At 64.7% G+C, this 11,860-nt stretch carries 10 protein-coding genes; 8 read left to right on the plus strand and 2 right to left on the minus strand.

All coding sequences use genetic code 11. The annotated features are described in order from the left end of the window. Position 1: 1 nt before the first annotated feature. Positions 2-1,042: an ABC transporter ATP-binding protein gene (locus KU43P_RS05560; protein WP_317661415.1), complete on the minus strand. Its 1,041-nt coding sequence runs from the start codon at positions 1,040-1,042 to the stop codon at positions 2-4. Between the two features lie 130 nt (positions 1,043-1,172). Continuing rightward, positions 1,173-2,324, minus strand: a complete 1,152-nt coding sequence (gene ydcS / locus KU43P_RS05565) for a putative ABC transporter substrate-binding protein YdcS (RefSeq protein WP_317661416.1) — start codon at positions 2,322-2,324, stop codon at positions 1,173-1,175. Positions 2,325-2,544: 220 nt separating this feature from the next. On the opposite strand from ydcS, the gene KU43P_RS05570 reads away from it, so the two are divergent. From KU43P_RS05570 to wspR, 8 genes are all read left to right on the plus strand, one after another. Beyond that, a complete protein-coding gene (locus KU43P_RS05570) occupies positions 2,545-3,228 on the plus strand; it encodes a tellurite resistance TerB family protein (protein ID WP_317661417.1) in 684 nt (227 codons plus the stop codon). 127 nt (positions 3,229-3,355) lie between these two features. Next, positions 3,356-4,978, plus strand: coding sequence for a methyl-accepting chemotaxis protein (locus tag KU43P_RS05575; RefSeq protein ID WP_317661418.1), 1,623 nt, complete (start codon positions 3,356-3,358; stop codon positions 4,976-4,978). 5 nt (positions 4,979-4,983) lie between these two features. After that, complete coding sequence (locus KU43P_RS05580) at positions 4,984-5,496, plus strand: chemotaxis protein CheW (protein ID WP_317661419.1); 513 nt, start codon at positions 4,984-4,986, stop codon at positions 5,494-5,496. Beyond that, positions 5,493-6,743 (plus strand): CheR family methyltransferase, encoded by a 1,251-nt coding sequence (locus KU43P_RS05585; protein WP_317661420.1) that lies wholly within the window; start codon positions 5,493-5,495, stop codon positions 6,741-6,743. Before KU43P_RS05580 ends, KU43P_RS05585 begins: the two co-directional genes overlap by 4 nt. Next, on the plus strand, positions 6,740-7,405 hold the full coding sequence (locus KU43P_RS05590; protein ID WP_317661421.1) for a chemotaxis protein CheW: 666 nt from the start codon (positions 6,740-6,742) through the stop codon (positions 7,403-7,405). The genes KU43P_RS05585 and KU43P_RS05590 overlap by 4 nt, the downstream gene beginning before the upstream one ends. Continuing rightward, positions 7,402-9,690 carry a hybrid sensor histidine kinase/response regulator gene (locus tag KU43P_RS05595; RefSeq protein ID WP_317661422.1) on the plus strand — a complete coding sequence of 763 codons (2,289 nt, stop codon included), beginning with the start codon at positions 7,402-7,404 and terminating at the stop codon, positions 9,688-9,690. The genes KU43P_RS05590 and KU43P_RS05595 overlap by 4 nt, the downstream gene beginning before the upstream one ends. Further along, positions 9,687-10,700 carry a chemotaxis response regulator protein-glutamate methylesterase gene (locus KU43P_RS05600; RefSeq protein ID WP_317661423.1) on the plus strand — a complete coding sequence of 338 codons (1,014 nt, stop codon included), beginning with the start codon at positions 9,687-9,689 and terminating at the stop codon, positions 10,698-10,700. The genes KU43P_RS05595 and KU43P_RS05600 overlap by 4 nt, the downstream gene beginning before the upstream one ends. Positions 10,701-10,751: 51 nt before the next feature. Then, positions 10,752-11,756 carry a Wsp signal transduction system regulator diguanylate cyclase WspR gene (wspR, locus tag KU43P_RS05605; RefSeq protein ID WP_317661424.1) on the plus strand — a complete coding sequence of 335 codons (1,005 nt, stop codon included), beginning with the start codon at positions 10,752-10,754 and terminating at the stop codon, positions 11,754-11,756. Positions 11,757-11,860 lie beyond the last annotated feature (104 nt).

Below are 11,860 nucleotides of genomic sequence, written 5' to 3' on the forward strand. Positions count from 1 at the left end.
GTCAGCGGCCCTCGGTCAGCACGGTTTCCTGCAGCGCCGTCATCGCTTCGCGCGGCCAGCGCAGCTGCACGCGCTGGCCGGCCTGCCAGGATTGCGGCTGGTCTTGCCAGCGGTCGTTGGCGTGGCTTACCGCCAGCAGTTGGCCGTTGTCCAGCTGCACTTCGTAGCGCGTGGCGCTGCCTTGGTACTGGATGTCGCGCAGCAGGCCGCCAAGCTGGACCTCCTGGCCGGTAACGGGCGATTCACCCAGGCGAATGTGCTCTGGGCGAATGGAGAAGGGTGAGCGCGCACCGCTGAGTTGCTCGGCCAGGTCGCCACGCACCACGTTGGAGGTGCCAACGAACTCGGCGACGAAGGTGGTGGCGGGCTTCATGTAGAGCTGGCGCGGGGTGTCCACCTGTTCGATGCGGCCGCGGTTGAACACCGCCACACGGTCGGACATCGACAGGGCTTCGGTCTGGTCGTGGGTGACGAAGATGAAGGTAATGCCCAGCTGGCGTTGCAGTTTCTTCAGTTCGCCCTGCATCTGCTCGCGCAGTTTCAGGTCTAGCGCGCCCAGCGGCTCGTCGAGCAACAGCACCCGCGGGCGATTGACCAGGGCACGGGCCAAGGCCACACGCTGGCGCTGGCCGCCAGAAAGCTGCACCGGCTTGCGTTCGCCGTAGCCGCTCAGGGCGACCATGGCCAGCGCTTCTTCGGCCCGTGCATGGCGTTCGGCCTTGGCCACGCCCTTGACCTTGAGGCCGTAGGCAATGTTGTCGCGCACGTTCATGTGGGGGAACAGCGCGTAGTCCTGGAACACCGTGTTGACGTCACGCTGATAGGGCGGCACGCCGGCGGCCTCGCTGCCATGGATGCGGATCGAGCCGCTGTCGGGTTGCTCGAAGCCGGCGATCAGGCGTAGGCAGGTAGTCTTGCCCGAGCCCGAAGGGCCGAGCATGGAGAAGAATTCGCCGTCTTCGATGTCGATGCTGACCTGGTCGACAGCCTTGACCTCGCCGAAGGTGCGGGAAACCTGGGTGAACTGGACGGCTAGGGGCATGGCACTACTCGGCTGTTGGTTGGGTTGCCTGGCCTCAGCGCCGGCAAGCCGGCTCCCACAGATCGGGTTCAGCGGTGTACCTGAGGGGGCCGGCTTGCCGGCGATGAGGTCAGTACAGGCTCAATCGACCTCAGCGACCTCCCATGATCGCAATGTAGTCCTGGGTCCATCGGCTATACGGCACGAACTTGCCCCCCTGGGCCTGCGGGGTTTTCCAGAAAGCAATCTTGTCGAAGTTGTCGAAACCATTGGTCTTGCACCCCTCTGCCCCCAGCAGCTCGCTGCCGGTACACGCCGCGGGCACCGCCGGCAACGAACCGAACCAGGCCGCCACATCGCCTTGCACCTTCGGCTGCAATGACCAGTCCATCCACTTGTAGGCGCAGTTGGGGTGCTTGGCTTCGCTGTGCAGCATGGTGGTGTCGGCCCAGCCCGTGGCGCCTTCCTTCGGAATGGTCGAGGCCACCGGCTGGTTCTCGGCCTTCAGGCCATTGACCATGTAGCCCCAGGAACTGGAGGCAACTACCCCCTCGTTCTTCACATCGCTCATCTGCACCGTGGCGTCGTGCCAGTAACGGTGAATCAGCGGTTGTTGCTGGCGCAGCAGTTCCAGCACCGCTTTGTATTGGGCTTCGTTCAACTCGTAGGGGTCCTGGATGCCCAGTTCAGGCTTGGCCGATTTCAGGTACAGCGCCGCATCAGCGATGTAGATCGGCCCGTCATAGGCCTGCACGCGGCCCTTGTTCGGCTTGCCATCGGGCAGGTCCTGCGGCTCGAACACCACCCCCCAGCTGGTCGGTGCCTGCTTGAAGGTATTGGTGTTGTACAGCAGTACGTTGGGCCCCCATTGGTACGGGGTGCCGTAGGCCTGCTTGTCGACCACGTACCAGCCGCCGTTCTGCAAACGCGGGTCGATGTTCTTCCAGTTGGGGATCAGCGCGGTGTTGATCGGCTGCACCTTCTTGCCGACGATCAGGCGCAGGGAGGCATCGCCGGACGCCGTGACCAGGTCGTAACCGCCCTTGTTCATCAAGCTGACCATTTCGTCGGAGGTGGCGGCGGTCTTGACGCTGACCTTGCAGCCAGTTTCCTTCTCGAAGCCGCTGACCCAGTCATAGGCCTTGTCGCTCTCGCCGCGCTCGATGTAGCCGGGCCAGGCGACGATATCCAGCTGGCCTTCGCCTTTACCTACCGCCTTGAGCATTTCGGCGGCCTGCAGGCTGGCACTGGCCAGCAGTGCGCCGGTCACGGCGCCGAGCAATGCGGTCTTGTGCACTGACATGGTGTTCCCTCTTGTTCTTGGAGATCTCGGTCGGGGCAGTCATCAAGAAAGCAGTGAAGCATTCGTTATAAGCGTAGTGCGCTTGCGCAGGATGTTGGCGATATCGAGTCTAGTTGGCTTTTTGCCAGCTAAAGCAACATCTGGAAGCAAATCCGCAGGTGGCCAGGCATTCGGCAGGGCTTACTCTGGCCGTTACTTTGCGCAACGTGGAGACATGCACATGAACACCCGGGGCTTGCTCGATCAATTGCTCAAATCCGGTCAGGAACTGCTGAACAAGCAGGCTGGCGCCGGTAAACCCGCTGCGGGCGGGAGTGGGCTAGGCAGTCTGTTGTCCGGAGCGGGCGGCGGCGCCCTGGCCGCTGGGGCCATGGGTTTGCTGCTGGGTAGCAAGAAGGGGCGCAAGGTGGGGGGCAAGGTGCTGACCTACGGTGGCCTGGCTGCCCTGGGGGTACTCGCCTACAAGGCCTATGGCAACTGGCAGGCCCGGCAAGGTACGCAGCAGGCCGCGCCACAGACCCTCGACCGCCTGCCACCTGCCGAGGCCGAGGTGCACAGCCAGGCAGTGCTGCGTGCACTGGTGGCGGCGGCCAAGTCCGATGGCCATATCGATGACCGCGAGCGCCAACTGATCGAAGGTGAATTCACCCGCCTGGACAGCGACGGTGAACTGCAGCAATGGCTGCACACGGAGCTCAACAAGCCGCTGGACCCGGCTGAAGTTGCCCGCGCGGCGCAAACGCCGGAGATGGCCGCCGAGATGTACCTGGCCAGCGTGATGATGGTCGATCAGGAAAACTTCATGGAGCGTGCCTACCTGGACGAACTGGCCCGCCAGTTGCGACTGGACCCTGCCTTGCGCCAGGAGCTGGAGAGCCAAGTGCGCCTTGCCGCGGCGCAATAAGTGGCAAAAGGCTTGTTTTATGGGCAAGGATGCCTGATTACCCCGCATGTCAGCCGCAAAAGCGTAGGACGCCTAGGCTATACTTCGGCGATTTTTCCCGCTCGTTGTGAATTCCTGAGGGCTGAATGTGAAGAACTGGACCTTGCGCCAACGGATCCTGGCAAGTTTCGCCGTGATCATCGCCATCATGTTGCTGATGATCGTGGCCGCCTACTCGCGGCTGGTGGCGATCGAAAGTGCCGAGGAGGCGGTGGGGACAGACAGCATTCCTGGGGTCTACTACAGCTCGATGATCCGCAGCGCCTGGGTCGACAGCTACGTGTCCAGCCAGCAGTTGGTGGGGCTGTCCAACCACCGTGAAATCACCTCGTCCGACATGGAGCTGTTCAAGAGCTTCGAGGACCGCCTCAAGCAGCACATGGCCAGCTACCAGGCCACCATCCAGGATCGCGACGACCAGACCCGGTTCGATGACTTCGTGAAGATGGAGGAAACCTACGTCAGGATCGTTGGTGAGGTGCTGGACGCGTATCGCCAGCACAACTACGCCGAAGCCCAGCGGCTGATCAGCGATGTCCTGACCCCGGCCTGGGTCGACGGGCGCAAGCACCTGAACACGGTGATCGAGCACAACCGCGAATCGGCCGACGCCGCCACCCACGAAATCGTCAGCGCCGTGAGCACCGCCAAGGGCAGCATGATGGTTTCGCTGTTGCTGGCGATCATTGCCGCCGGCATCTGCGGGCTGCTGCTGATGCGCGCCATCACGGCACCGGTGCAGCGGGTGGTGCATGCCCTCGACAAACTCCGCTCGGGCGACCTGAGCATGCGCCTGAGCCTGGACCGCAAGGACGAATTCGGCGCCATCGAGAGCGGTTTCAACGAAATGGCCGAGGCGCTGGCCAATCTGGTCTCCCAGGCGCAGCGCTCGTCGGTGCAGGTGACCACGTCGGTCACCGAGATAGCCGCCACCTCCAAGCAGCAGCAGGCCACGGCCACCGAAACGGCAGCCACCACCACCGAGATTGGTGCCACCTCGCGTGAAATCGCCGCCACCTCGCGTGATCTGGTTCGCACCATGACCGAAGTCACCAGCGCCGCCGACCAGGCCTCGAGCCTTGCCGGCTCCGGCCAGCAGGGCCTGGCGCGCATGGAAGACACCATGCACCAGGTCATGGGTGCCGCCGACCTGGTCAATGCCAAGCTGGCGATCCTCAATGAAAAGGCCAGCAACATCACGCAGATGGTGGTGACCATCGTCAAGGTCGCCGACCAGACCAACCTGCTGTCGCTCAACGCGGCCATCGAGGCCGAGAAGGCCGGCGAGTATGGCCGAGGCTTTGCTGTGGTTGCCACCGAGGTACGGCGCCTGGCTGATCAGACGGCCGTGGCCACTTACGACATCGAGCAGATGGTGCGGGAAATCCAGTCGGCGGTGTCGGCGGGTGTCATGGGCATGGACAAGTTCTCGGAAGAAGTGCGCCGCGGCATGTATGAAGTGCAGCAGGTGGGTGAGCAACTGAGCCAGATCATCCATCAGGTGCAGGCCTTGGCGCCGCGGGTGCTGATGGTCAACGAAGGCATGCAGGCCCAGGCTACCGGTGCAGAACAGATCAACCAGGCGCTGGCCCAGCTGAGCGATGCCAGTACCCAGACGGTGGAGTCGCTGCGTCAGGCCAGCTTTGCCATCGATGAGTTGAGCCAGGTGGCCGCAGGCCTGCGTGGCGGCGTGTCGCGTTTCAAAGTCTGACCGACATGACCGACCTGCATCCGCAAACGGCAGCGGTGGCCCGGGCCAAGGGCACGCTGTACCTGCTTTTTCGACTCGACCAGCAGCGCTTCGCCCTGGATGTGCGCGAGGTGATCGAGGTGCTGCCGCGCCGAACGCTCAAGCCTGTGGCCCAGGCACCTGCCTGGGTTGCCGGCATTCTCGCCCACCGTGGCGTGCTGGTGCCGGTGATCGACCTGTGCGCCTTGAGTTTCACCCGGCCCGCCGCCGAGCGCACCAGCACACGCCTGGTGCTGGTGCATTACCGCAAGGCACATCAACTGGGGTTGATCCTGGAACAGGCCACCGAAACCTTGCGCTGTCGCCCGGAAGAGTTCCAGCCCTATGGCCTGGATAACGGCGAAGCACCTTACCTGGGCCCGGTACGCCAGGATGCCCAAGGGATGTTGCAGCGCATCGAAGTCGATGACCTGCTCAGCGATGCCGTGCGCGAGCTGCTGTTCCCGGACCCACCAGGCCAGCAGCAGGTGGGCTCATGAGCCAGCATCGCTTTTTCCGTTTTTTGCAGGAGCGCATCGGCCTGGATGTCGAGTCGGTGGGCGTACCCATGGTCGAGCGGGCGCTGCGTCAGCGCTGTGTTGCACTCAACGCCGCGGACCTTGACGATTACTGGTTGCGCCTGCAGCAATCGACAGCAGAACAGCAGGCCCTGATCGAAGCGGTGATCGTGCCGGAAACCTGGTTCTTCCGTTACCCCGAATCGTTCACCGCACTGGGCGGGCTGGCCCACAAGCGCCTGGCCGAACTGGCCGGCGAGCGGCCCCTGCGTTTGCTCAGCCTGCCTTGTTCCACCGGTGAGGAACCCTACTCGCTGGCCATGGCCCTGCTGGATTCGGGGATGAACCCCGCTGCCTTCCAGATCGACGCCATCGACATCAGCCCCAACTCGGTGGCCAAGGCCGTGAGCGCGGTATACGGGCGCAACTCTTTCCGCGGCAGTGAACTGGCTTTTCGTGAGCGGTATTTCCACGAAGCCGGCGACAACCACGCGCTGGATGAGCGGGTCCGTCAACTGGTGAACTTTGAAGTGGGCAATGTGCTCGACCCGATACTGGTCAGCCGCAATGGCCAGTACGATTTCGTGTTCTGCCGCAACCTGCTGATCTATTTCGACGTGCCGACCCAGCAGCGTGTGTTCGAGGTGCTCAAGCGCCTGGTGCACGAGCTGGGCGTGCTGTTCATCGGGCCCGCCGAGGGGAGCCTGTTGGCGCGTCTGGGCATGCGTCCGCTTGGCATTCCCCAGTCGTTTGCCTATGTGCGCCAGCCTGTGGATAGCCTCGTTGCACCCCCGCAGCCGCCACGCAGCATGCCCGTCATCGCAGCGCCCGTTGCGTCGAGCAGGCCCATGCCCTTGCCACCGCCTCGCCGGGCGATACCGGCCGCCGCTCCGGTGGCCGAGGTGCGCGAGAGCGAAAGCGAGTTGCTGGCCAGCATCGCTCGCCAGGCCAATGCCGGCGACAGTGCGCAGGCGCGTGCAAGCTGCCAGCGTTACCTGCGCCAGTACGCGCCCAAGGCCCAGGTGTATTACTGGCTGGGGCTGCTCAGTGACACCGAAGGCGATGCGGCGCAAGCGCTGAGCCATTACCGTAAGGCCCTGTATCTGGAGCCGCAGCACCCCGAGGCGCTTCTGCACCTGGCCACGCTGCTGGCGGCACAAGGTGACAGCGCGGGGGCTCGCCGCCTGCAGGAACGCGCGGCGCGCGCCGGGCGGGAGTCTGAACGATGAGCGTCGAACATGCCCTGGAGCTGCTCGCCGAAGACGACCAGCAGATCGATGATTGCTGGAACCGTATCGGCGTGCATGGCAACAAGCAGTGCCCGCTGCTGGAACGGCATATCCACTGCCGCAATTGTGATGTTTACGCGGCAGCCGCTACGCGCCTGCTGGACCGCTACGCACTGGTTCAGGACGACCAGGTGCACGAAGCGCGGGCCAGCGACGCCCATGCCGGGCGCTCGCTGCTGCTGTTCCGCCTGGGCGAGGAATGGTTGGCCCTGGCCACCGCCTGCCTGGCCGAGATAGCCCCGGTGCAGCCGGTGCACTCGTTGCCGCACCAGCGCTCTCGGGTACTGCAGGGCGTGGCCAACGTGCGGGGGGCACTGGTCCCGTGTCTGTCCCTGAGCGACCTGCTGGGTGTCGAGCATCTGGCCGAGCAGCCGCGCAGCGCAAGGGCGATGCCCCGGCTGTTGATCCTGGCTGCGTCGGGTGGCCCGGTGGTGATGGCCGTGGATGAAATCGATGGCATTCACCGCCTCGACCTCGCATTGGCGGGCACTGCCGAGGAGGTCGCACCTTTCACCGCTGCGGTGCTGCAGTGGCGCGGGCGCAGCGTGCGCGTGCTGGACGAACAACAACTATTGTCTGCCGTGCAGCGGAGCTTGTCATGACCCCTGAGCAAATGCGCGACGCATCGTTGCTCGAACTGTTCAGCCTCGAAGCCGAAGCCCAGACCCAGGTGCTGAGCACCGGGCTGATGGCACTGGAGCGCAACCCGACCCAGGCCGATCAACTGGAAGCCTGCATGCGCGCCGCGCACTCCCTGAAGGGCGCAGCGCGCATCGTCGGCCTCGATGCCGGGGTCAGCGTTGCCCACGTGATGGAAGACTGTCTGGTGGCCGCGCAGGAAGGCCGGCTGCTGCTGCGTGCGGACCATATCGACGCATTGCTGCGGGGCACCGACTTGCTGTTGCACATCGCAACGCCCGGTGATTCGCAAGGCGAGGCCGCGGTGCCGGCGTTTCTCGTGCAGATGGCCGGCCTGATCGATCCCGGGGCCTTGCCTGTTACGCCTGCGCCGGTGACCCCTGTGTCACTGGCAAACGTGCCTGAGCCGATGCCCGCAGCCGCCGAGCCGTCGATACTTGAAGCCGACCCCGACAACGAGCCGCCAGCCCCGCGCAAGGCCGGCAAGCGCGGGGAGGGCGGCGAGCGGGTACTGCGGGTGACCGCCGACCGCCTCAACAGCCTGCTCGACCTGTCCAGCAAGTCACTGGTCGAAACCCAGCGCCTGAAGCCGTACCTGGCCAGCCTGCAACGCCTCAAGCGCATGCACGGCCAAGGCATGCGAGCCCTTGACGGCCTCAAGACCCAGCTTGAAGACAGCGGCCAGAGCCCGGAAGTGCTCGAAGCCCTGGCCCAGACCCAGCGGCTATTGCAAGAAACCCAGCAGATCCTGCAGCAGCAGGCTGCCGACCTCGATGAGTTCGGCTGGCAGGCCAGCCAGCGCGCGCAGCTGCTCTATGACACCGCCTTGGCCTGCCGGATGCGCCCGTTCGCTGACGTGCTTACCGGGCAGAGCCGCATGGTCCGCGACCTGGGGCGCTCGCTGGGGAAGCAGGTACGCCTGCAGATAGACGGCGAGAAGACCCAGGTTGACCGCGATGTGCTGGAAAAGCTCGATGCGCCCCTGACCCACCTGCTGCGCAATGCCGTCGACCATGGCATCGAACTGCCCGAGCAGCGCGTGTTGGCTGGCAAACCGGAGGAGGGCGCGATCCGCTTGCGGGCTTCCCATCAGGCGGGCTTGCTGATCCTCGAATTGAGCGACGACGGGGCCGGCATCGACCTCGACCGCTTGCGCCGCAGCATCGTCGAGCGCGGCCTGTCGCCAGCGGACACGGTGGCGCAGATGAGCGAGGCGGAGCTGCTGACCTTCCTGTTCCTGCCAGGCTTCAGCATGCGCGATAAGGTGACCGAGGTTTCCGGCCGTGGCGTCGGCCTGGACGCGGTGCAGCACATGGTCCGCGAGCTGCGCGGCTCGATCGAACTGACCCAGGTGGCCGGCCAGGGCTGCCGCTTCCACCTGGAGGTACCGCTGACCCTGTCGGTGGTGCGCAGCTTGGTGGTGGAGGTGGGCGGTGAGGCCTACGCCTTCCCGCTGGCGCATATCGAGCGCACCCTGGAGGTCAGCGCCGAGCAGATCGTGCAAATCGAGGGTCGCCAGCACTTCTGGCACGAGGGCCAGCATATCGGCCTGGTGGCTGCCAGCCAGTTGCTCAACCGGCCGGGCGGGCACAATGAGCAAGGCAGCTTGCGGGTGGTGGTGATCCGCGAGCGGGAACAGCTCTATGGTGTGGCCGTGGAGCGCCTGATCGGCGAGCGGGTGCTGGTGGTGATGCCTCTGGATCCGCGCTTGGGCAAGGTCCAGGACATTTCCGCCGGCGCCCTGCTGGACGACGGCTCGGTAGTATTGATCGTCGACGTTGAAGACTTGCTGCGCTCGGTCGAAAAACTGCTCAGCACCGGCCGCCTCGAGCGTATCGAGCGTGGCGCTCAGGCGGCCCGTGGCGCGGCGCGCAAGCGCATCCTGGTGGTGGACGACTCGCTGACCGTGCGCGAACTGCAACGCAAGTTGCTGAGCAACCGCGGCTACGAGGTGGCTGTGGCGGTGGACGGCATGGACGGCTGGAACGCCCTGCGTGGCGAAGACTTCGACCTGCTGATCACCGACATCGACATGCCGCGCATGGACGGCATCGAACTGGTCACCCTGGTGCGCCGCGATCAGCGCCTGCAGTCACTGCCGGTGATGGTGGTGTCGTACAAGGACCGCGAGGAAGATAGGCGGCGTGGCCTGGACGCTGGCGCCGACTACTATTTGGCAAAGGCGAGCTTCCACGACGATGCGTTGCTGGATGCCGTGGTCGAATTGATCGGAGGTGCTCAAGGATGAAGATCGCCATCGTCAACGACATGCCCATGGCCGTGGAGGCCCTGCGCCGGGCACTGGCCTTCGAGCCCGCGCATGAGGTGGTCTGGGTGGCCGGCAATGGCGCCGAGGCCGTGAGCCGGTGCGCAGAGGTCACGCCCGACCTGATTCTCATGGACCTGATCATGCCGGTGATGGACGGGGTAGAGGCGACCCGGCGGATCATGGCCGAAACGCCGTGCGCCATCGTCATCGTCACCGTCGACCGCAAGCAGAACGTGCACCGGGTGTTCGAGGCCATGGGCCATGGTGCCCTGGATGTGGTCGACACGCCGGCCCTTGGCGCGGGCGATGCGCGTGAGGCCGCAGCGCCGCTGTTGCGCAAGATCCTCAACATCAGCTGGTTGATCGGCCAGCAACGGCCCAGCACGACCAAACCGGTGGCCGCGCCACTGCGCGATGCCGCCCAGCGCCGTGGCCTGGTGGCAATCGGCTCCTCGGCAGGTGGCCCGGCTGCTCTTGAAGTACTGCTCAAGGGCTTACCCAAGGCGTTTCCTGCGTCCATCGTGCTGGTCCAGCACGTTGACCAGGTGTTTGCCGCCGGCATGGCCGAATGGCTCAGCAGCGCCTGCGGGCAGGAGGTGCGGCTGGCGCGTGAGGGCGAGCCACCGCAGCCGGGGCAAGTGCTGCTGGCCGGCACCAACCACCATATCCGACTGCTGCACAATGGCCAGTTGGCCTACACTGCTGAACCTGTCAACGAAATCTACCGGCCCTCGATCGATGTCTTTTTCGAAAGTGTGGCGCGCTACTGGCGCGGCGATGCGGTGGGTGTGCTGCTCACCGGCATGGGCCGCGACGGCGCCCAGGGTCTCAAACTGATGCGCGAGCAGGGCTTTCTGACCATCGCCCAGGATCAGTCCAGCAGCGCAGTCTACGGTATGCCCAAAGCCGCCGCGGCAATCGATGCAGCGGTGGAAATCCGTCCGCTGGAGCGAATTGCCGGGCGCTTGATGGAAATCTTTGCAAAATGACGATATGTATTGAGTCACGCCGCCTCGGCTGCAGTGATCAGGTGAAAATGGATGACTGATTTACCAATCGACGGTTTCGCGACGGCCAACGAAAACTCGGCGATGGTGCTGCTGGTCGACGATCAGGCAATGATCGGCGAAGCCGTGCGTCGTGGCCTGGCCCATGAAGAGAACATCGACTTCCACTTCTGCGCCGACCCGCATCAGGCCGTGGCCCAGGCCATGCGCATCAAGCCCACGGTGATTCTCCAGGACCTGATCATGCCCGGCCTGGACGGCCTGACCCTGGTGCGCGAGTACCGCAACAACCCGGCCACGCAGGACATTCCAATCATCGTCCTGTCGACCAAGGAAGACCCGCTGGTCAAGAGCGCCGCGTTTGCCGCCGGGGCCAACGATTACCTGGTCAAGCTGCCCGATACCATCGAGCTGGTGGCACGCATCCGCTACCACTCGCGCTCTTACTTGACCCTGCTGCAGCGAGACGAGGCCTACCGGGCCTTGCGTGTCAGCCAGCAACAGCTGCTCGACACCAACCTGATGCTGCAACGGCTGATGAATTCCGACGGCCTGACCGGGCTGTCCAACCGCCGCCACTTCGACGAGTACCTGGAGCTGGAGTGGCGCCGGGCCATGCGCGAGCAGCAGCAGTTGTCGCTGCTGATGATCGATGTCGACTATTTCAAGGTCTACAACGACAGCTTCGGTCACCTGGCCGGTGACGAAGCGCTGCGCCAGGTGGCGGAGGCCATCCGTGGCTCGTGCTCGCGGCCCACCGATCTTCCGGCGCGCTATGGTGGCGAGGAGTTCGCCTTGGTGCTGCCCAATACCTCTCCAGGCGGGGCGCGGCTGGTGGCGGAAAAGCTGCGTCAGACCGTGCTCGGCCTGAACATCCCGCACACCGCGCCCCAGACTGATTCGCGGCTCACTGTGAGTATTGGTCTGGCAACCCAGACGCCGCCGGTCGGCAGCCACTGCCGACAACTGATTTTGGCGGCGGACAAGGGCCTGTACCTGGCCAAGGACAGCGGTCGCAACCAGGTCGGGATTGCCTGAAGGGCCCTATCGCCGGCAAGCCGGTTTCCACAGGGTCTCCCGTGTCTCCAGAGCAGCGGTCAACCTGTGGGCGTCGGCTTGCCGGCGATAGGGCCATCCGGGGT

It is taken from the genome of Pseudomonas sp. KU43P (assembly GCF_033095865.1).
Classification (GTDB): Bacteria; Pseudomonadota; Gammaproteobacteria; order Pseudomonadales; family Pseudomonadaceae; genus Aquipseudomonas.

What these genes read in the sequence shown, in the direction of transcription:
- KU43P_RS05560 (WP_317661415.1), bottom strand. Translation starts at nt 1,042, where the DNA reads ATGCCCCTAGCCGTCCAGTTCACCCAGGTTTCCCGCACCTTCGGCGAG.
- ydcS (WP_317661416.1), bottom strand. Translation starts at nt 2,324, where the DNA reads ATGTCAGTGCACAAGACCGCATTGCTCGGCGCCGTGACCGGCGCACTG.
- KU43P_RS05570 (WP_317661417.1), top strand. Translation starts at nt 2,545, where the DNA reads ATGAACACCCGGGGCTTGCTCGATCAATTGCTCAAATCCGGTCAGGAA.
- KU43P_RS05580 (WP_317661419.1), top strand. Translation starts at nt 4,984, where the DNA reads ATGACCGACCTGCATCCGCAAACGGCAGCGGTGGCCCGGGCCAAGGGC.
- KU43P_RS05585 (WP_317661420.1), top strand. Translation starts at nt 5,493, where the DNA reads ATGAGCCAGCATCGCTTTTTCCGTTTTTTGCAGGAGCGCATCGGCCTG.
- KU43P_RS05590 (WP_317661421.1), top strand. Translation starts at nt 6,740, where the DNA reads ATGAGCGTCGAACATGCCCTGGAGCTGCTCGCCGAAGACGACCAGCAG.
- KU43P_RS05595 (WP_317661422.1), top strand. Translation starts at nt 7,402, where the DNA reads ATGACCCCTGAGCAAATGCGCGACGCATCGTTGCTCGAACTGTTCAGC.
- KU43P_RS05600 (WP_317661423.1), top strand. Translation starts at nt 9,687, where the DNA reads ATGAAGATCGCCATCGTCAACGACATGCCCATGGCCGTGGAGGCCCTG.
- wspR (WP_317661424.1), top strand. Translation starts at nt 10,752, where the DNA reads ATGACTGATTTACCAATCGACGGTTTCGCGACGGCCAACGAAAACTCG.